Here is a 19261-nt window from a genome sequence, read left to right on the forward strand (position 1 = left end):
TCTTCCACTCGCTGCCGTAGCTGTGAGTATGCTCACCGCCGCCGGTTGCCGGGATGGTTTCGGTTGCCATCGTATAACCGCAGACGGTGCATTCCTTATGCTTTGAGCCGCTTGTGGTAGCTGTTGCCGGAGTGTCGATAATCCATTCACCGGCGGTATGCGCCGCCTTGCTGCCCTCGATGATCACGCCGCAGCCGACAACGGTGCACTCTTTCCAGTGATCGGTATTATCGGACTTCCAGTCGGAAGCGCTATGACCTGTTGCCGCAAGGATTACGCTTGTCTTGTCGGTAATTTCGGATGCACCGGTTGCATCCTCAAACCACTTGTCACAGCCGTCGCAGGTGTAATATGCCGTGTTGCCTTTCTCCGTGCAAGTAGGAGCCTTTGCGGGAACGAGGGTCAGATTGTGCGTATGCGGTACGGTCTTGTCATATCCGCAGGTGTCGCAGATGTTATCGCTACCGTAATCGTGAGCCGCCTCGTCCTTCTTTTCGTGGCAGCGAGAGCATTCTTTCCAATGATTGTCTGTGTCCTTGCTCCAATCGCTTGCCCATGCGTGCCCGAGCTGTGTACCTGCTGCTGTAAAGGTTTCTGTTGTGCTGATCTCTCCGCAGGAGCAGCTCTTGAAATATACTGCATCGTTGGTGCAGTCGGCAGCCGACTTGAGGGTTTCCGGCTTCTGAATTTCCTGATCGTAGGTATGGGTATGGGGAATTGTGTAGGTCGCTTTCACGCTGACTTCACTGTCAGGCATTATGAAAGTAGTGGTTTCACTGTTCGCATCTTCAAGAGTAGTGTTGCCGCTTTCTACTACCCACTTATCAAACACCTTACCGTCAGGAGCCGCATTTGCGGTCAGAGTAATGGTTGTGCCTTGCGCCGCTTTACTGATTTCGCTTCCTGCACCGATTGTCGCTTTGCCGTCCGTTACGATGATGGAATACTCTTTACTCTCCCAGATTGCATAGAAGATAGTATCCGAGCTTACTTCATAGGTCGTGCCGGAAATAACCGAACCGTCGGCACTGGTTGACCAGCCCTTGAATTGCTTGCCTTCCGGTTCAGTAAAACCGCAGGCGGGCAGGGTGTAGCTGCCGGAAACGCCGGTGACATCTGCCATTGTGCCGCCGCCACCGTTGGCATTGAATTTGACGGTATGCTCGGTAGGGGCGGTAGGCGCGTCCTCCTCGAAGATAGCTTTGACCTCCACATTGCTGTCCGGCATGGTGAACTTGTTGTTGGTGATTACAAGCCCTGCCGGAGATACGACCTGCCACTCCTTGAAGCGGTAGCCGTCTTTGGGCGTTGCGGTCAGGGTGATTTCCGTACCAGCCACGGCCTTGTCAGGAGATGCGGAAGCCGTTCCGTTGCCGTCCGGGCTGATGACCTTCACGTGGTGCCACCTGTATGTTCTGACTGTCGCCGTAGTTTCGTTTCCCGCGTTGTCAGTCGCGATCACGGTATATTCCGCTCCCGCGTCATTGTTGCCGCCATCCGGCGCGGGGAGACGATAGGTGGGGCCGTCTTGTGGCTCGCCGTTGATGGTCACCGACTTGATGCCGGAGGACGTCTCTCCCGATGCAGCCGGGTCGCTCACGGTGAAGGTGTACGCGCCGGGATTTCCATCGATGGTATCCTCGACGGTGTAGCTCTCACCGTCATTCAAACCCTCCAGCACCGGCGCCTTCGTGTCCGTTCCCATCACATGGCCGCACACAGTGCAGAGCTGCTTCTGATTGCCCCAGTCGCCGGGAATGTGTTTGGCGTTTTGTTTGGACATTTCCGCAGCGGGGTCTCGCGCGCCGCATTTCACACAGGCCCAGATGTGGCAGCCGTCCCGGTCCGTCCAACCCAGTTCATGGCTGCATGTGCTTTCCTCGCAGCGCAGCTCCAGCTTGCTGATCACTCTGCCGTAATTGTAGGCATATGGCAGGCTCAGCCGCTGCAGGTCCACGCGCCCATTTTCGTTGGGGATAAGAAGCTCCGTTGTGGTGCCCCAGTACTTCTTATACGGTTCCTGGTTGTGGCGCCACTGCCACCCTGTCGCGCTCAGCCACACGGACTTCCCATCCGAGGCTCCGATTTTGATGTTCTCTTCTATAATCATTGCAAATTCCTGATCTTGCATCACTGCCATGTAGTACGCCCGGTTCGAGCCTCTTCCGACCGCGGATGCAGACAGCTCTGTATAACCGTAGTCCTGATAAAGCGGAAAGGCCAGCGCAGTCAGCGTTGTGTCCTTGATCAGAATGTTCCCGCTGTTGCCGTTCATGCCGCCGCCGATGCCCGCGCCCAAGTAGCCCTGCGCCCTCACCACGCCGCCAGTGATGGAAATGTCATAGCCCGAACCGCCTCTTCCGCCACCGATTCCTGCGCCGGCATAGTTACTCCAAGCTTCGACCGTTCCACCGGAAATCTCGATATGATGCGCATCTTCCGACTTGTTCTGTCCGTCTTGATCGCCGCTGCCTATTCCTGCTCCGCCTGACTCGCTGCCGGCATTCACCGTGCCGCCCTTGATATAAATAAAGCGTCCGGGGCCGCCCTGACCGCCACCGATCCCTGCGCCTTCCGAAACGGACCGCACCGTCAGCTTGCCGGAATACACATAAATCTGCTCGCCGACGCCGCCCTGACCGCCGCCGATACCCGCACCGTATACGCCGCTGGTCGCAAGAATCTCACCGCCATAGATACCCGTCGCCAGAGAGCCGAAATGAAGGTTCATGCCGTGTCCCTGCGAGAAGTTCTTGATTCCGACCTTTGAGCCTCCGATGCCAGCGCCATACCTGCCGCCTTCACACGTGAGCTTTGTCCCCGTCTGCACTAGAACCCGGAGATAACCATCGGTTTTGTTTTTCTGCAGCGCAGCGAAGTTCTCCGCGCCGATCAGCTCGCTGTCCCCGCCGATAAAGTACAGGCAGGCGGAGGCGCCGCCGTAAAGCTCGATGGCAGGGCCGTCCTCGGGTGCCTGAAGGCGGACGCCGTCCAGAAAGATGTGCGGTGTATTGTTCTTGCCATCAATTTTGATCCGGTACTGAAAATACCAGTTCGGATCTGTGGAGCCCTTGATCAGATAGGTCTTGCTGTCCTTGATTTTCAATTCTTTGTTCTGCTCCGTAAGGTCCACTATCTTGTCAAACGCCGTTGGGACGGAAAGTTTGACATCCGGTAGCTCACCCGCAGCAAAGACCGCTGTCGGCAGCAGCGTCAGCACCATGCAGCATAGAAGTATGATACTGAGTATTCGTTTCTTCATTGGCTTTTCTCCTCCTTTTCGTGTTGGTTCGGCTTATCCGTCCCGTCTTTTCTCCGGTTTTCCTTGCTTCTGAGCCGGAAGCACAGCGCGGTGATGACCACCGCCGCTGCAAAGGAGACGACGGCCACCAGCACATAGCCGCCCGCGTCCTGCCGCAGCAGCATCGAGCCGAACACGCCCCATGCTTCCGGTTGCCCCGGCCCGACGACCATGCCCGCTGTCTGCATCAGCGCCGCGCACAGCAGCATACACGCTGCGGAGAGACTTATTACCTCGCGCCGCTGCCTCCGGCGGTTGTTTTCCCGCACCCGCTGCTTGACGAATGCGACCCGTCTTGCGGTATCGTACATATCGTTTGAACCCCCTTTCCGGTTTGTCTGGAACTGTGATAAAAACCCTTTCACTTATATAGGTACAAAAAATCGAAAAAACTCTCACCCAAAACGCAAAATTTTTCAAAAAAATTTGAGAGCCGCCAAAAGGCAGCTCTCAGGGAGTAAATGTTCGGTTATTTCCTCTGCGATAAGCGGAAAGCGGACCATCTTCCCGCCGCTACCAGCAGCACCGGCAGGACATAGGCCACATACTGCGCCGCGCCGCCGTAAGCAATGAGCAGATTATAGATGGCGTGGAGGGTGATGGCCGCGCCCAGCAGCCCGCACGTACCGGCTATTTTAAGCCACGTCCGCCGCCACGCATAGGCAAGCCCGCCGCCCACGATCAGGCCGCAGAGGACGTGCATGGCTCCCGTGCCGAAGCCCCGGAAGAAGATGAAGGAGAAGCGGTCCGCGCCGTTCTGGATGAGATAGCACACGTTTTCAAAGGTGGCGAAGCTCAGGGCGAGCGTGATGGCGGCGGGCTTAATTCTCTCGCTCTCCGGCTCAAACACCAGAAGATAGAACACCAGCGGCAGCAGCTTCATCATTTCCTCCACCACCGGCGCAATCTCCGCCGTGGCGGCAAGGGCGTCCGCCTGACACACCGCCGCGAGGAAGGTGTTGATATAGGCCGAAAGCAGGCACATCCCCATCCCGGCAATGCAGAACAGGAAGAAGCGGAGCTGCCGCCTGCCCATGCACAAAGCGGCCACCAGCAGGGGAGATACCATGCAGAGGAAGATGTTTTCGATGTAGGTCATGCGTCCACCGCCTTTCTCGTGGCGGGCAGCAGGCCGAGAATGGCGAGCGTCAGCAGCATATCGCACCAGAAGGTGGGGCTTGCCAGAGAGGTATCCGGCCAAAAGCAGCCCACCGTCCAAAGCAGATACTCCGCAAACGCAAAGCACAGCACGCCGATGTGGTAGTACCGCATATTCCGCGCCGTGCCTGTCTGCCCATTGGCGTAGACCAGTCCACGGATGGCGCAGAAGGAGAGCCAAATCATCATGCCGCACCAGATCAGGTTGGAGAGAATATCCCCGAAGGTGCAGTAGAACGCCAGCAGCGGTACGCCGATCAGCGGCGAAAGCCATGCAGAGCGGCTGCGGAAGCTGCGCTCGTCCTGAGTGGTGAGCGTGGCCTGCAAAATGCGCAGGAAAATTACGCTGGCCACCCAGCCGAACTCCGAGACATAGAAAACGCGCGGTGTGGTATCGAACAGCAGCAGATACAGCGTCCAGTAGAGCGCGCCGAGGGCAAAGCAGCCGTAGAAGCACAGCAGCAGGAAATACGTCTGCCGCCCACTTTTTCGGTAGGCGATACCCGAAAGCAGTGCGCCGACGAACGTGGTCAGCAGTTGCAGCAGGTTCTCAATCAGCTCCATGCGCATCCTCGCTTTCCCTGTCCTGCCCGTCCTCTCGGCTCATCTGACGCAGCCGGAAACACAGAACGGTCACGCACACGCCGAGTAAAAAAGCCAGCAGCCCGATGACGATGTATCCCAAGGCAGCGCCGCCGTGAAAGATGCTTGCCGCCGTTTCAAAGCCGGAGTAGTCGCCTGTCTGGATGCTCGCGGCAATGCCGGGCATGGCGAGGGACGCGCCGATGAGCAACGCAAGGCACGCCGCCACGGCGGAAGCCATGGTGACCGTATTGCGTCGCCGCCGTTTCTCCCGCTCAATTTTGGCGATGCGCCGCTTTGTCTCCGCGACGCGCTCCTCATGACTCCGCATCTGTGATCCCCTCCCGTTCTAAGAGCCTTCGCAGGCTCTTTTTTCCGCGATACACCATGTTGGTGATCTGTTTTACTGTTTTTCCCGTGACCTCCGCCGCCTGCGCGTAGCTCATATCCTCAAAATAGGTGAGATAGAGGACTTCCCGATAGTCTGGGTTTATTTCGCTCATGCAGCAATGCAGGACGCGGTTGCGCTCCTCCGTCCGGATGACCTCCTCCGCCAGCAGCCGTCCGTCCGGCTCGCCGGTCAGCGTATCGAGGCTGAACAGGGGCTTCCGTTTGCTCTTATGGCGCAGCGCCATGTGCCGCGCCGCCTTATAGAGATACGCCTTGAAGCCGCCGTCCCGTATCTTCGGCTTTTTGGTGAACAGATAGGCGAAAACGTCCAGCATCAGCTCCTCCGCCTCGTGAACGTCGTGCAGATAGCCGTCGATATACAGGGTCAGTGGGTCGCCGTATTTTTTCATCAGGGCATTGAGCCCTTCGTCGTCGCCGTTCAGATATTGGCGGTACAAGCTCTCGTCGCAGGCCATAGCGTTCACCTCCTTTTTGCGGATGCTTCCCATGCAGAGGGGGATCCGTCAGGTGCTTGTCCTGCCGGAATCGCGGTGCTGTCCTTGAAAGCGCGGGTCGGACGGTTTCTCCGCATTTTCCGGGATCGCCCATGAACGCCCGAACCGGGACGCGCCGGGGATCCGCCCTTCGGCGCAGTATTGGTTGACCTGCCGCTCTGACACGCCCCAACGGTAAGACGCCTCCTGAATGGAGATATAGCCCTTGATCCCGTTCATATCGCACCTCCGCATGGATAATACTCAACACGATACATTATATACGAATATCCGAATAAAAACAAGCCCACACGGACATTGGGACGCAGAATCTCTCCCACGTCCTCATATCTATCTGGCTTTATCTTCTCTTACCTTTGATACTTCCTTATGTGACGCTTCCTGCTTCACCTCATCCGCACCTCTAGCCTCAAATGCATCTGCATTATACTGATACTCCTGTGGTTCAGCGACCATCGGCGAATTTACAATCTCTGCTTCTACTCGCTCAGCTTCTGCCCTCTCCGGCTCTGTCTGTTTCAGATTCTTCGTATTCTCTATACGCTTTTCCTTATCTATCTGCACATTCATCGCCAGATTATCCAGCTTATCAATCGAAGCGTCCAGATGCAGCTCCATTAACACAAGCATCTTTTTCACTATTATCCCTGTATTCGCTCATTGTTTTATTCTGTTTTTACAAAGGAAAAGCAGCCACAATGGGGTCATCCAAATCAACCCCTGGTGGCTTATTGAGAACAACCAAAAAGTCATTACATTATTCTTTCTATCCTGTACACTGAAGGTGTAACCAATACCTCAGAGAAAGGACCAAGAATGAAAGATTTAACTTGTAATGACTCTGTGAAGTCGCAGCAGGGAGATAACTTTTTAAATAAATTTGTGCAAAAAGCACAAAAGTAACGATGCTATTCGGATTTTTCGAATATTGACTTAAATGAAAGAAATATCTAAAATTTAAGTAACAAAAAAACAGGGAGGAAAATGATGGTGAAAAAGTGAAGGCATATCTGCTGTCTGTTAATCCGCAGGCAGATGTAACAGTGTATCCTTTACATGCTCCGAAAGGAAAAACTGATATGATACGGATTAAGATTCCGGGAACAAGAGGAAAGAGTAAAGGAATGGATGCGCCGGTGGAAATGGCACAAGTGAATGCAGAAGAAGTGTCTGACGAGTTGGATGCGATTGTATCGGTGGATACTACAAAAGGAAATCGGATTATCAATCATCGCGGTGTCGCAGTTTCAAATACTGTAAAAGAAGGGTATATTTTAAGATGTAGTGAAGATTTGCTGGATATTATGGAAAGAGTAACCGGCAGATTGCCGCAGGTATTCTCTTTGAGCACACAGGATATTACGCCTTATGCAAATAATTTGTACCATCTGAACAGTATTCTGCAGCCATGTACGGCAACTGCAGCACCTACGGTGGGACTGGCAATTGTGACAGAAAGCGCTGTTGCAGGGTGTGCAACAGGAGCCACACAGTTTGCTGATATGGAGGCTGCCGCAAGATTTCTTGTGGAAACGGCAAAAGACTTCGGAAGAGGTGTGTGCAGTTTTTATGACAAGGAAGAATATGCAGAACTTTTGCGCCGTTATGGCAGCTTAGCACATTTGCAGACAACAAGATGCGAAAATTAATTTAGGAAGGAACAAGAAATGAAAGAGAAGCAAAAGAAACCTTTTAAAATCCCGCATACTTATGTTATTCTGGGTATTATTATTGTAATTATGGCAGTCCTGACCTGGATTGTTCCTGCAGGTGAATTTGACAGAGTTGTAGATGAGGCATCAGGCAGAACACTGGTTGTACCGGGATCCTATCACGAAGTGGAGGGAAATCCGGTGGGACTGTTCAGACTTCTGACCCTTGTACAGGAGGCAATGATTGACTCCTCCGGTATTATTTTCTTTATTTTCTTCGCATATGCTTTTGTGTATATGCAGATGAAATGCGGAGCGTTTGATGCTGCTGTCGGTGCGATGCTGAGAAAACTGCACGAACATAAAATGTTTATTATTCCGCTGTTTATGTTGATTTTCGGGCTTTGCGGCTCCACTTTCGGTATGACCGAAGAAACTTTCGGATTTATCCCGGTATTTATGGGAATTGCCGTGGCATTACGATATGATGCTCTGGTTGGCGGGGCTATGGTATATGTCGGTGTTATTACAGGTTTTGCAGCTGCGACAGTTAATCCATTTACAATAGGCGTAGCTCATACCATTGCGGAACTTCCGATGTTTTCAGGACTTTGGTTCAGATGTATCGTATTTGCAGTATTTATGTGTGTATCCATGTGGTATGTGATGCGTTATGCGAAAAAGGTGCAGAAAGAGCCGAGACTGAGTATTGTAAAAGATGTGGAACTCAGTGCAGAAGGTTTATCCGAAGAAGAACTGATGAAAACCAAGTTCACAGTTAAACACAAAATCAGCATGCTGCTGTTTATGATCACTGTAATTTTAATTATGTTCGGTGCAATCAAGCTGGGCTGGTACATCAATGAAATTGCCGGTCTTTTCATCGGTATGATGATACTGGTCGGACTGATTCAGGGATATAATTTCAGTGAAATTGCGCAGATTTTTATTGAAGCCTGCCGTGATATCATGTTCGGTGCGCTGGTATGCGGTGTTGCGAAGACCATTCTTCTGGTAATGCAGGACGGTATGATTATGGATACCTTTACCAATGCTATTGTAGGCATTGCGGATACCAACAACAAGTATCTGTCTGCCTTTATGATGCTGATTACGCAGAATCTGCTGAACTTCTTCATTCCGTCCGGAAGCGGACAGGCTGTAACCAGTATGCCTATTATGGTTCCGATTGCAGATATGGTAGAGCTTCCGAGACAGGTTGCAGTTCTTGCTTATCAGTTCGGAGACGGCTTCTCCAATATGATTTGGCCGACTTCTGTTGCAACATGGTGCGGTATGATGAAACTGCCGATGGACAAATGGTATAAATTTGTACTGCCGCTGGGAGGAATCCTTTTTGCGTTGGAGACTGTATTTATTATGATTGCTACAGCAATCAACTACGGTCCGTTCTAAACAAGGAGAAAAGTTATGAATTGTGTTGATGACAAATTAAAAGAAGAGCTTTTGGAGCTGAGCCGATATATTTATGACAACCCGGAGCTTGGATATGAGGAGTACAAGGCTTCTGCGGCGCATGCGGCACTTTTGGAAAAGCATGGATTTCAGGTGCAGCGCGGTTATTTGGGTATTGAAACAGGCTTTCGCGCAGAATATGTAAAGGGCGAGGGTGCTACAGTTGCGTATCTGTCGGAGTATGATGCGCTTCCGCAGGTAGGACACGGCTGCGGTCATAACATTATGGGAACTCTTTCCACAGGAGCGGCAATTCATCTGAAGGAGCATATGGGAGATTCCCATGGCCGGATTGTTGTAATCGGCACACCTGCGGAAGAAACTGACGGTGCAAAAGTGAAATATTCTAAAGACGGTGCTTTCGATGATGTGGACGTAGCACTGATTTCTCATCCTTTCTGTGCAAATGTAAAGAGCGGCATCTCTTTTGCACTGAAAGCACTCCGTTTTGAGTTTTTCGGAAGGGCTGCTCATGCGGCGGCTGCACCGGAAAAGGGAATCAATGCTTTGGATGCGTGTATCTCAACCTTTGTGAATATAGGTCTTCTGAGGCAGCAGATTGTGCCGACTGCAAGAATTCACGGAATTATAAAGGACGGAGGCACTGCCGCAAATACGATTCCGGAATACGCATGTGCAGAATTCTATGTGCGCGCGACAAGTAAATCTTATCTGGAAAATCTGGCGGAGAGAGTCTGCGCCTGCGCAAGGTCCGGTGCCGAAGCTTCCGGAGCAGAGCTTAAAATTACTGAGTTTGAAACAGGAAATGACAATCTGCTGACAAACCGGGCGCTGCAGGAGTGTCTGTGCAGAAATCTTGCAAAAGTAGGCATTACAGATATCGAAGAGGCGGGAGAAGCCAATGGTTCTACCGATGTAGGAAATGTGAGCCATGTCTGCCCGACTATTCATCCTTCCTGGAACATTATGGCGCCGGGTGAAGTGTATTCTACTCATACGGTGGAATTCAGAGAAGCGACACTGCGGCAGCCGGCAAAGGACGCACTGATGGTAAATGTCTGTGCGATGGCTATGGCAGGAAAAGAAATCCTGGATGATCCGGAACTTCTTGCAGAAATCAAAAGAGAATTTGCAGAAGCAGTTGCAAACGACTGATACAGAAGAGATTTTGTATTAAAATCCATATAAACCTAAAAGAGGGTATCGCAAAACCACCAGATTAGATGATTTTGAGCGATATCCTCTCTTCTATTTTCTTTTCTGAGTCGGGTTTGTCAAGTAAAATGTGTAAGTTTTAGAAAAATATTTTGGGGGAGGTAAACCTCCCCGTTCCTATACTAGAATACTTTTTAGCGTTAATTCATTATCTAGAAGCTATCACATGCCAAAAGCTCATCCTCAATAGACGAAAATACTTTCTTTCCTGCTTTATGATTATTGGATACAAATTCTGGTCTATATATATTGTTTGAAACAACGGAACCGTCGATGTATGCTGTTTCAAATCCTAATCGTACTTCATCAATTTTCCCCATATCTCTTTCTCCATTATTTTTCTTCAATCCCCTGCTACTAGTATATTCTTTTCTCCACTCACTTTCAAAGGTTTTTATCATAACAACCCTTTTTGATTCGGTATCTTCTTCGGAAAAAGTAAGGGAACAGGCCAGCTAGACTTGTTCCCTTACTTTTTATGCAACATTCAGTTTTAAAATCAGGGCAATAGATACCTTGCTGCCGCTTTTCTACTCTTCTTTCCGTCTCAGAATATCGCAGGCGTCCGCTTTGCCGCTTAATCTCACGCGCAGCTTCTGCTGGGGATGTGGCGCGCTCTCCATGGCTTCGCCTTCTTCATTCAGGATAGCTTCTACCCTGACAGCCAGATTTTCTCCGTCCGGCTTCATGATCTCAATCATTTCTCCCACAGAAAACTTATTCCGCTGCTCCAGGTGGATATAGTTTTCCGCGTCCACGTCTCCAACAATTCCCAGATAAGTGTAGCCCTTCTGATAGGTATTATTATCGTAAATCTGAGAACTCTCATCCGGCTTTCCATAGAAAAATCCGGTGGTGAACTCCCGGTAGGTGCAGGCCGCAATCTGCTCTTTGTACCAGGGCAGGTTTTTCTCGTAGAGCTCCCGGGACTGCAGGCAGTCGTCAATGGCCTTTCGATAGGTTCTCGCTACCGTCGCCACGTAAAGGGCCGTCTTCATCCGCCCCTCAATCTTGAAGCTGTCAATACCGGATTCCAGAAGCTCCGGAATATGCTCGATCATGCAGAGATCCTTGGAATTGAAAATATAGGTTCCCCGCTCATTTTCATAGACCGGCAGATACTCGCCCGGGCGGCTCTCCTCCATCACTGCGTATTTCCAGCGGCAAGGATGGGTGCAGGCGCCCTGATTAGCGTCCCGACCGGTGAAATAATTACTTAAGAGGCAGCGGCCGGAATAAGAGATACACATGGCCCCGTGTACAAAGGTCTCTATCTCCAGATCATCCGGAATATGCGCCCGCAGCTCCCGCAGTTCTTCCATGGAAAGCTCTCTGGCGGACACCACTCGTTTCGCGCCCTGCTGATACCAGAACTGATAGGTCAGGTAATTGGTATTGTTGGCCTGGGTGCTGATGTGTCGCTCGATCTCCGGGCAAATCTCCTTTGCCAGCATAAAGACGCCCGGATCCGCGATAATCAATGCATCCGGTTTGATCTCTTTCAGCTCTTCAAAATAAGCCCTTACTCCTTCCAGATCCCGGTTATGGGCCAGAATATTTGCTGTCACATAGACCTTCACCCCATGGGCATGGGCGAAGGCAATTCCCTCTTTCATGTCTTCCATGGAGAAATTTTTAGCCTTGGCGCGCAGACCAAAGGCCTCCCCGCCAATATACACCGCATCTGCGCCAAATACTACAGCAGTCTTCAGTACCTCCAAGCTGCTGGCCGGAATCAAAAGCTCCGGTTTTCTCTCTGTACTCATACTTGCTCCTTTTTTATAACCATTCCTTATCAAAACAGTTACACTGAATCATTTCCTTGCTTCACGCTTACAGTTACACCATCCCCCAACGGTAACACCGATGTGGTCAACTCCGGATGGTGAGTCAGAGTATACAGATATTCCCGCATTCGGCTGTGAATGGTCCGATCCCGGCGCTCCACCGCGAAGCGGGACTCGATGATATCGCCGTCCTGCAATACATTGTCAGAAAGTAAAATGCCGCCCGGTGCCAAAAGCCGGAACACATCTGGCAGAAAATGAATATACTGACCCTTGGCCGCATCCATGAAAATAAAATCATAGCTTCCGGTAAGCCCTTTCAGGATCTCCGCAGCGTCACCCTCCAGAAGGGTGATCTGATCCTCCCGTCCGGCCCGCCGGAAATTCTCTTTGGCAATGGGAATCCGCTTTTCATACTTTTCAATGGTAGTAATGCGCGTGTCCGACGGACTGTATTCTGCCATTAGAAGCGCAGAAAAGCCTATGGCCGTTCCTACCTCCAGGATGACTTTCGGCTTCTGTACTGCAAGCAGCGTCTTCAGAAAGCTCTGCGTCTCCCGGCGTATGATCGGCACATAGGTCTCCAGTGCTTCTTTTTCTATTTGGTTTAAAAGCTCTGTATTGCCCATATCAAGGGAATTGATATAGGCCGTGGTTCTCTCTCCTGCTATCACTTACGATTCTTCCTCTTGTCCCCAGTCAAACTCCACATCCTCCCCGGATAGTACCGCCATCAGCTGACGGGGCTTCATGGCCGTCGAAAGGGTGTAGGTACCGGGCTTCATGGTCTTAGAATATTTGGAACAGAGAACCTGAATATAGAACAGCTTCCAGTCCTCTACCAATCCCTTTTTCTCCAGCAATCTGGCTATGTCCATCTTGGACACGCCATCAGGTACTGTCACGGAAATGGTTCTTCCGGGCATGGGATCCACAGCCTCTTCCTGAAATACGGAATGTCCATAAGAAAACGCCATGCTGCCAAGCCGGAAAATCCCCAGCGCAACCACTGCGATAATCACAATCTTCAAGGTAATCGATAGTACTGTCAAAGCTGCTTTTTTTGTATTCATTCCAGGTCCTCTTATACGTATCAGTTACTATACTTCCATAATAATCGGCAGAATCATCGGACTTCTCTTCGTCTTCTTCCAAATGAAGTCGTTCAGGGCATCCTTGATGACATTCTTCAGCTTGCCCCAGTCAGAAATACCTCTGCCGAGACAATCATTCACGGCATCATTTACCACATTTCTGGCTTCTTCCATCAGATCCTCAGACTCACGCACATAGACGAAACCACGGGATACGATGTCCGGTCCGGCAAGCAGCTGATTGCTGTATTTCTCCAGAGTCATAACGACAATCATGATACCATCTTCTGCCAGATGCTGGCGGTCACGCAGTACGATATTGCCTACGTCGCCAATACCGAGACCGTCTACCAGAATCGCTCCTGTATGCACATGATCTACAATCTTTGCGCTCTCATCACACAGCTCCAGCACATCGCCGGAGGTCATTACAAAAATATTTTCCTTCGGAATCCCCAGGCTCTGTGCAACATCAGCCTGAGCCTTCAGATGGCGGTATTCACCGTGTACCGGAATCGCATATTTCGGACGCACCAGAGAGTAAATCAGCTTAATCTCCTCCTGGCATGCATGACCGGACACATGGGCATCCTGGAAAATGACATCGGCCCCCTTCATGGACAGTTCATTGATAACGCGGGAAACCGCCTTTTCATTACCCGGAATCGCTTTGGAACTGAATACGACGGTATCCCCCGGCTTAATCTGGACTTTTTTATGGATATTTGCCGCCATACGGGACAGAGCCGCCATGGACTCGCCCTGACTTCCTGTGGTAATCAGGACTACCTGATTATCCGGATAATTCTTCATCTGTTCAATGTCAATCAGCGTCTTATCCGGAATACTCAGGTAACCCAGCTCCGATGCTGTAGAAATGACATTGACCATACTACGCCCCTCGATAACTACCTTACGTCCATACTTGTAAGCAGAGTTGATGATCTGCTGTACGCGGTCTACATTGGACGCAAAGGTTGCAATGATAATACGGGAATCCTGATGATCGGACATAATACCATCGAACACCTTGCCGACCGTACGCTCGGACATGGTGAAGCCCGGACGCTCCGCATTGGTACTGTCGCACATCAGGGCCAAAACGCCCTTCTTTCCAATCTCGCCGAAACGCTGCAGGTCGATAGCATCGCCAAATACCGGCGTGTAGTCTACCTTGAAGTCTCCGGTATGCACGACGATGCCTGCCGGAGAGTAAATCGCCAGCGCAGACGCGTCCACGATACTGTGGTTTGTCTTGATAAACTCAATCCGGAACGCGCCCAGATTGATAGACTGACCATGCTGAATGACTTTGCGTTTCACATGATTCAACATATTATGCTCTTTCAGCTTGTGATCAATCAGACCAATAGTCAGCTTAGTTGCGTAGATCGGTACATTGATCTCCTTCAGGACATAGGGAATGGCTCCGATATGATCCTCGTGTCCATGGGTGATCACAAAGCCCTTCACCTTCTGAATATTCTCCTTCAGATAGCTGATATCCGGAATAACCAGATCGATGCCCAGCATATCATCCTCCGGAAATGCCATTCCGCAGTCCACAACAATAATACTGTCTTCGAATTCAAAGGCAGTAATGTTCATTCCGATCTGCTCCAGTCCGCCGAGGGGAATGATCCGCAATTTTGAATTGTTAATATTTCTCAAACTCTTTCCTCCTGTAAATAATAGCTGTTACTTATGTTCCTTTTCCAAACAGTCTTTACAGTATCCGTAGAGTTTTACCTCATGATCGATCACCTGAAATCCAAGCGCTTCTCTGACCCCCGACTCAAGCGCTTCCAGCATATCATCCTGAAATGCGGACACCTTTCCGCATCTCATACATATTAAATGATGGTATCTGTGATGTTCCTTCTCCTCGATGCTTCCAATCTCATAACGGATAAAGCCGTCATCCAGATTGATCCGATCAATCAGTTCCAGCTCTAACAATAACTGAACTGTTCTATAAACAGTAGCCAATCCGATATCCGGATTTTCTACTTTTACTCGCTCATAAATTTCTTCTGCTGTCAGATGCTGCTCCGGGTTCTCCGCCAGCACCTCCAGCACAACCAGACGCTGTCTGGTCATTTTAAATCCTTTTTCTTTTAATAAATCTTTAAATCTGTCTCTGTCTACTGCCATAGAAATCACCTTCCTTTTTCCTTATTTTTACAAGGTGAGATCCACATCCTCCAAAAGCTGCTCAAAAATGCCCATGACACTTTCCAGCTCCTGATCATCTTCTACGATTTCATAAAGAGCTTCACTGTCTCCATCAGAAGATAAATCCTTTAAAATCAGTGCTTCCCCGTCGTCCTCCTGGGAATCTGTCACCAAAATATAGTCCACCCCGTTCAGGCGTGTCTCCTCCAGGACATAAAAATCCACGGTTTCTCCGGTCTCTTTATGAGTAAACGAAATCTTTTCCATGTAAGTTACTCCTCATCTTCCGCCTGTGCGGTATCAGAATTGTTTGCCGAATTCTTCAAACTATCCAGATAGCCCTGTAAAATCAACGCTGCCGCCATAGAATCCACGAATTCTCCCCGGTTTTCCCGGCGCACACCGCCTTCCATCATAGCCCGGTTGGCTGCTACAGTCGTGAGACGTTCATCCCACATCACAACAGGCAGACCCGTTCTCTTTTCCAGCATTTCTTTAAATGCGAGAGACTTCTCGGCCCGCTCACCCATGGTATTATTCATATTTTTCGGAAGTCCCAGCACGAAGCTCTCGGCCCGGTACTCCTTCGCCAGCTCTTCTATTCTGGCAAGCGTCTGGCGAAGCTTGCTCTCGGATTTTCTCCGGACAATCTCCACTGGCTGGGCCGTAATACCCAGCGGATCGCTGACTGCGACGCCTACTGTCTTGGAACCAAAGTCCAGTCCCAGAATTCTCATATACAACTCCTTGCTACAGCTTTGCCTCGATATAAACTTTCAGAAGTTCTTCCACCAGCTCGTCGCGCTCCACCTTCATAATCAGGCTGCGAGCGTTGTTATGACTGGTAATATAGGTCGGATCTCCGGACATAATATAACCCACGATCTGATTCACCGGATTATATCCCTTTTCTGTCATCGCCTGATATACCTGGTTCAGGATATCCCCTACCCGGTTCTCAGATTCCGGCAATACTTTGAAATTCTGTGTGCTATCCATTTTGCTCATTTTCATCACGCTCCTGACACCACTACAAACTATTGTACTCTATCTTTTGCAAAAATACAAGTCCTAGATCCGATTTAACGGCTTTGCAGCGCACAAACGTTCTTCTATAGTATCTCCAATTACAGCCGTAATAATCTGATTCGTCAGATCTTCATCAGAAATAACCGCTGCGCGAATGTATTCTTTTGTATGGCCCACCTGATATTCTACACCATCTATCACCATATTTTCCTCAATCAGAATCTCCACCTGCTGACCACGGAGTTCCTCCATATACTGTCTGGAATGCGCTGCATCCAGGGCCAGCAGCACATGGCTGCGCTCGGTCTTTATCTGCTCGGGAACCTGATGCTCCATAACAGCCGCACGTGTTCCCTTTCTTCTGGAATATTTAAAAATATGGGTCTCAAATAAATGAATCCGCTTCAGGAATTCCACCGTCTCCGCAAATTCCTCTTCTGTCTCGCCAGGGAATCCCACGATGACGTCCGTGGTCAGGGCCGGATGGGCGAATTTTTCCCGGAGAAGTTCGCAGCTCTTTGCGTATTCTTCCGCGGTATAGCGACGGTTCATCCGCTTCAGGGTGGCGTCGCAGCCGCTCTGAAGGGACAGGTGGAAATGAGGACAGAACTTCGGCATCTTTGCCAGCATTTCCGCGAATTCTTCTGTGATAATCCGGGGCTCCAGGGAGCCCAAACGGATGCGATCAATGCCGTCTATCTCATTTACCGCCTGAATCAAAGTCAGAAGATTCTCTCCTTCCAGATCCACGCCGTAGGAGCTTAAGTGAATGCCGGTCAGAACCACCTCCCGGTAGCCTGCAGCCGCCAGCTCCCGGATTTCCGCGCAGACATCGCTGCTCTCCCGGCTGCGGACTCGTCCTCTGGCATAGGGAATTACACAGTAGCTGCAGAACTGATTACAGCCATCCTGTACCTTCACATAAGCTCTGGTATGCTCTGCGGTTTTCGTGACCGTCATATTTTCATATTCCTTTGTGTGGTTGATGTCGATGATGGTTTCCTCATCTACGCCTTCCTCGTAGGACTGCAGAATCTTCAGCAGATCTTTTTTCCGATTATTTCCAATCAGCAAATCTACTGCCGCGTCCTCCCGGAGCTCCGCCTCCGCCGTCTGTACATAGCAGCCCACCGCTACCACCAGCGCTTCCGGGTTCTGCTTTTTTGCCCGGTGCAGCATCTGCCGGGATTTTCGATCCGCGATATTCGTTACCGAGCAGGTATTGACAATATAGATATCTGCTTTCTCCTCAAAGGGTACAATCTCATAGCCTGCCTGTTCCAGCATCTGCTGCATGCCCTCTGTCTCATATGCGTTTACCTTGCAGCCCAGGTTATGAAGCGCTACTTTTTTCATTTTCCAACCTCTTTCCAAAAATATGTGATTTCCCATTGACTTTTCCTGCACCCGGTATTAAGATCGTAGCTATAGTAAGCGATTATCAGGAGGGTATTGTCATGAAAACAGTCAAAATTTGTCTGAATTCTATCGAGAAAGTGAAATCCTTTGTAAATGATATTACAAAGTTTGATGTAGATTTCGATCTGGTATCCGGACGCTACGTCATCGACGCAAAGTCCATTATGGGTATCTTCAGCCTGGATCTGTCCAAGCCGATTGACTTAAGCATCCACGCGGACGAGGAACTGGATTCCATTCTGAACATTCTGAAGCCGTATCTCATCGAAGAATAATTCACAAAGATTTTCACTCTACATAAAAATCAGCTCGGCGTCGCCGGGCTGATTCTTTTTACTTCCCTTTTCGCAACTTCTTTCAGTATACAGAGTTGCGGAGGATTTTTCAAGGTCTATTCTTCTTTCCTTACTTTCCGCAGTATTTCCTCCGCCGACACCCCGTAAAGCTTCGCAATGGCGATAAGATTCGCGGTGCTGGGATCGGACGCGCCGCTCTCCCATTTGGAGACGGCCTGGCGGCTGACGCCCAGGGCCTCGGCTACGAATTCCTGCGTCATTTTGCACGCAGCCCGATGGGCTTTCAGGATCTCGCCCAGAGTACGGGCAGTCTCTGCCTTTTCTTTGCGGACGGGATCTGCTTTCAGGTATTTTCGCAGGGCTTTTACCAGCAGGACAAAAAGGTAAATCAGTCCACCGACGATCAGCGCGAAAATGAGCAGATTGATGAAAGTGACAATCGTTCCGATTAGCATAAGATGGAATCCTCCTGTTCTGTCTTTGATACCGGAATCATAGCAGATACGGGCAGTTGCCTCCACCAACTATCGCGCAACCGACAGTTTTTTTACGACTGCTTCAAACTCGTAAAATAAATCAATATAAGTTTCCACAATCGTGCCGCAGTGTTCCTTCACAATTTCGCAGTCATAATCATGCATCAGCTCATTTCTCACCTTCAGCATTTCCATCCAGGCGTCATCGGAAATCAAATTTGCCTTGAAAGCCTCCCGAAACACCTCCCGCGGCGAGCCTGCCACAAAACCGGTAATGGCATAATATTGCACCAGGATGTCCTTCATGACTTTCCATGCCAGGTCAAAGGTAATACTGAATTTGGCGCTGGTTCCGCTTAAAACAAAGGAATCGGACAGATCTCTCTGCTTTGCCTCCGCCAGCGCATCCAGGGAATTGCAGAATGATGTAAAACGTTTGTTAAATTTCTCGTCCATATTGCCTGATATCCTCCAATAGCAGCTGATTTTTACAGGTATCCAGATTCAACAGGTCCACACTGTAAAGAGTTGGAAGCTCCTCTATTTTTTCTGCCAACAGTTCAAATTTTTCCACTCCTGTCACGGCAATGTCAATGTCGCTTCTCTCCCGTGCCGTATGCTTTGCCCTGGATCCATATAAAATCACTCTTTGGGCATGAAAGCTTCTGCAAAGCTTTGCTGCTTCCTGTATTACTTCTTCTGCGGTCATCTGCGACACCTTCTTTCTATGAATCC

24 protein-coding genes and 1 pseudogene are annotated in these 19261 nt (G+C 50.0%); 4 read left to right on the forward strand and 21 right to left on the reverse strand.

Annotated elements, in window-relative coordinates; translation table 11 throughout:
- From WMO29_RS05695 to WMO29_RS05730, 8 genes and pseudogenes are all read right to left on the reverse strand, one after another.
- Positions 1 to 3262: InlB B-repeat-containing protein (locus WMO29_RS05695; protein ID WP_349164141.1), on the reverse strand; the 3262-nt coding region annotated here is incomplete at its 3' end.
- Complete coding sequence (locus WMO29_RS05700) at positions 3259 to 3612, reverse strand: glycosyltransferase (protein ID WP_349164142.1); 354 nt, start codon at positions 3610 to 3612, stop codon at positions 3259 to 3261. The genes WMO29_RS05700 and WMO29_RS05695, both read right to left, overlap by 4 nt.
- Positions 3613 to 3770: 158 nt before the next feature.
- Positions 3771 to 4400: a PrsW family glutamic-type intramembrane protease gene (locus tag WMO29_RS05705; RefSeq protein ID WP_238298036.1), complete on the reverse strand. Its 630-nt coding sequence runs from the start codon at positions 4398 to 4400 to the stop codon at positions 3771 to 3773.
- A complete protein-coding gene (locus tag WMO29_RS05710) occupies positions 4397 to 5023 on the reverse strand; it encodes a histidine kinase (protein ID WP_227572938.1) in 627 nt (208 codons plus the stop codon). Before WMO29_RS05710 ends, WMO29_RS05705 begins: the two co-directional genes overlap by 4 nt.
- Entirely contained in the window at positions 5010 to 5372 is a 363-nt protein-coding gene (locus WMO29_RS05715) for a DUF4179 domain-containing protein (RefSeq protein ID WP_117781704.1), read from the reverse strand. The genes WMO29_RS05710 and WMO29_RS05715 overlap by 14 nt, the downstream gene beginning before the upstream one ends.
- Positions 5359 to 5907: an RNA polymerase sigma factor gene (locus tag WMO29_RS05720; protein WP_227572937.1), complete on the reverse strand. Its 549-nt coding sequence runs from the start codon at positions 5905 to 5907 to the stop codon at positions 5359 to 5361. Before WMO29_RS05720 ends, WMO29_RS05715 begins: the two co-directional genes overlap by 14 nt.
- A 48-nt stretch (positions 5908 to 5955) precedes the next feature.
- Positions 5956 to 6180, reverse strand: a complete 225-nt coding sequence (locus WMO29_RS05725; RefSeq protein WP_349164143.1) for a helix-turn-helix domain-containing protein — start codon at positions 6178 to 6180, stop codon at positions 5956 to 5958.
- Between the two features lie 96 nt (positions 6181 to 6276).
- Positions 6277 to 6585, reverse strand: a pseudogene (locus tag WMO29_RS05730) (DUF6674 family protein); the annotation flags it as partial.
- Between the two features lie 440 nt (positions 6586 to 7025).
- On the opposite strand from WMO29_RS05730, the gene WMO29_RS05735 reads away from it, so the two are divergent.
- The 3 genes from WMO29_RS05735 to WMO29_RS05745 are packed head-to-tail and all read left to right on the forward strand — an operon-like array spanning position 7026 to position 10190.
- The gene (locus WMO29_RS05735) at positions 7026 to 7595 is read left to right on the forward strand and encodes a DUF1177 family protein (protein ID WP_349164144.1); all 570 of its coding nucleotides are present in this window, start codon (positions 7026 to 7028) and stop codon (positions 7593 to 7595) included.
- An 18-nt stretch (positions 7596 to 7613) separates the two neighbouring features.
- A complete protein-coding gene (locus WMO29_RS05740; RefSeq protein ID WP_349164145.1) occupies positions 7614 to 9014 on the forward strand; it encodes a YfcC family protein in 1401 nt (466 codons plus the stop codon).
- Positions 9015 to 9029: 15 nt separating this feature from the next.
- Complete coding sequence (locus tag WMO29_RS05745; RefSeq protein WP_158362354.1) at positions 9030 to 10190, forward strand: M20 family metallopeptidase; 1161 nt, start codon at positions 9030 to 9032, stop codon at positions 10188 to 10190.
- Positions 10191 to 10402: 212 nt separating this feature from the next.
- Here the strand turns inward: WMO29_RS05745 and WMO29_RS05750 are convergent, their stop codons facing one another.
- The 10 genes from WMO29_RS05750 to mtaB all read right to left on the reverse strand — a co-directional run bounded on the left by WMO29_RS05750 (position 10403) and on the right by mtaB (position 17691).
- Positions 10403 to 10651 carry a hypothetical protein gene (locus tag WMO29_RS05750; RefSeq protein WP_262670637.1) on the reverse strand — a complete coding sequence of 83 codons (249 nt, stop codon included), beginning with the start codon at positions 10649 to 10651 and terminating at the stop codon, positions 10403 to 10405.
- A gap of 129 nt (positions 10652 to 10780) precedes the next feature.
- Positions 10781 to 12016 carry a peptidase U32 family protein gene (locus tag WMO29_RS05755; protein ID WP_349164146.1) on the reverse strand — a complete coding sequence of 412 codons (1236 nt, stop codon included), beginning with the start codon at positions 12014 to 12016 and terminating at the stop codon, positions 10781 to 10783.
- Between the two features lie 38 nt (positions 12017 to 12054).
- Positions 12055 to 12711: an O-methyltransferase gene (locus WMO29_RS05760; protein ID WP_435391113.1), complete on the reverse strand. Its 657-nt coding sequence runs from the start codon at positions 12709 to 12711 to the stop codon at positions 12055 to 12057.
- Complete coding sequence (locus tag WMO29_RS05765) at positions 12712 to 13110, reverse strand: endolytic transglycosylase MltG (RefSeq protein ID WP_178040217.1); 399 nt, start codon at positions 13108 to 13110, stop codon at positions 12712 to 12714. It abuts the gene before it with no gap.
- Positions 13111 to 13137: 27 nt separating this feature from the next.
- Complete coding sequence (locus tag WMO29_RS05770; RefSeq protein ID WP_349164147.1) at positions 13138 to 14802, reverse strand: ribonuclease J; 1665 nt, start codon at positions 14800 to 14802, stop codon at positions 13138 to 13140.
- Between the two features lie 27 nt (positions 14803 to 14829).
- Positions 14830 to 15285, reverse strand: coding sequence for a transcriptional repressor (locus WMO29_RS05775; RefSeq protein WP_178040215.1), 456 nt, complete (start codon positions 15283 to 15285; stop codon positions 14830 to 14832).
- A 27-nt stretch (positions 15286 to 15312) separates the two neighbouring features.
- Positions 15313 to 15573, reverse strand: a complete 261-nt coding sequence (locus tag WMO29_RS05780; RefSeq protein WP_178040214.1) for a DUF1292 domain-containing protein — start codon at positions 15571 to 15573, stop codon at positions 15313 to 15315.
- A gap of 5 nt (positions 15574 to 15578) precedes the next feature.
- Positions 15579 to 16043 carry a Holliday junction resolvase RuvX gene (gene ruvX, locus WMO29_RS05785; RefSeq protein WP_349164148.1) on the reverse strand — a complete coding sequence of 155 codons (465 nt, stop codon included), beginning with the start codon at positions 16041 to 16043 and terminating at the stop codon, positions 15579 to 15581.
- A gap of 13 nt (positions 16044 to 16056) precedes the next feature.
- Complete coding sequence (locus tag WMO29_RS05790; protein ID WP_158362340.1) at positions 16057 to 16314, reverse strand: IreB family regulatory phosphoprotein; 258 nt, start codon at positions 16312 to 16314, stop codon at positions 16057 to 16059.
- A 63-nt stretch (positions 16315 to 16377) separates the two neighbouring features.
- On the reverse strand, positions 16378 to 17691 hold the full coding sequence (mtaB, locus tag WMO29_RS05795; protein ID WP_349164150.1) for a tRNA (N(6)-L-threonylcarbamoyladenosine(37)-C(2))-methylthiotransferase MtaB: 1314 nt from the start codon (positions 17689 to 17691) through the stop codon (positions 16378 to 16380).
- Between the two features lie 101 nt (positions 17692 to 17792).
- On the opposite strand from mtaB, the gene WMO29_RS05800 reads away from it, so the two are divergent.
- The gene (locus WMO29_RS05800; protein WP_158362331.1) at positions 17793 to 18029 is read left to right on the forward strand and encodes an HPr family phosphocarrier protein; all 237 of its coding nucleotides are present in this window, start codon (positions 17793 to 17795) and stop codon (positions 18027 to 18029) included.
- Between the two features lie 116 nt (positions 18030 to 18145).
- On the opposite strand, the gene WMO29_RS05805 is transcribed toward WMO29_RS05800, so the two are convergent.
- The 3 genes from WMO29_RS05805 to WMO29_RS05815 form a co-directional block, all read right to left on the reverse strand.
- On the reverse strand, positions 18146 to 18505 hold the full coding sequence (locus tag WMO29_RS05805; RefSeq protein WP_349164151.1) for a helix-turn-helix transcriptional regulator: 360 nt from the start codon (positions 18503 to 18505) through the stop codon (positions 18146 to 18148).
- 69 nt (positions 18506 to 18574) lie between these two features.
- Complete coding sequence (locus tag WMO29_RS05810) at positions 18575 to 18982, reverse strand: HI0074 family nucleotidyltransferase substrate-binding subunit (protein WP_349164152.1); 408 nt, start codon at positions 18980 to 18982, stop codon at positions 18575 to 18577.
- Positions 18966 to 19235, reverse strand: a complete 270-nt coding sequence (locus WMO29_RS05815) for a nucleotidyltransferase family protein (protein WP_349164153.1) — start codon at positions 19233 to 19235, stop codon at positions 18966 to 18968. The genes WMO29_RS05810 and WMO29_RS05815 overlap by 17 nt, the downstream gene beginning before the upstream one ends.
- Positions 19236 to 19261 lie beyond the last annotated feature (26 nt).

It is taken from the genome of Laedolimicola intestinihominis, assembly GCF_040096155.1.
GTDB lineage: Bacteria > Bacillota > Clostridia > Lachnospirales > Lachnospiraceae > Laedolimicola > Laedolimicola intestinihominis.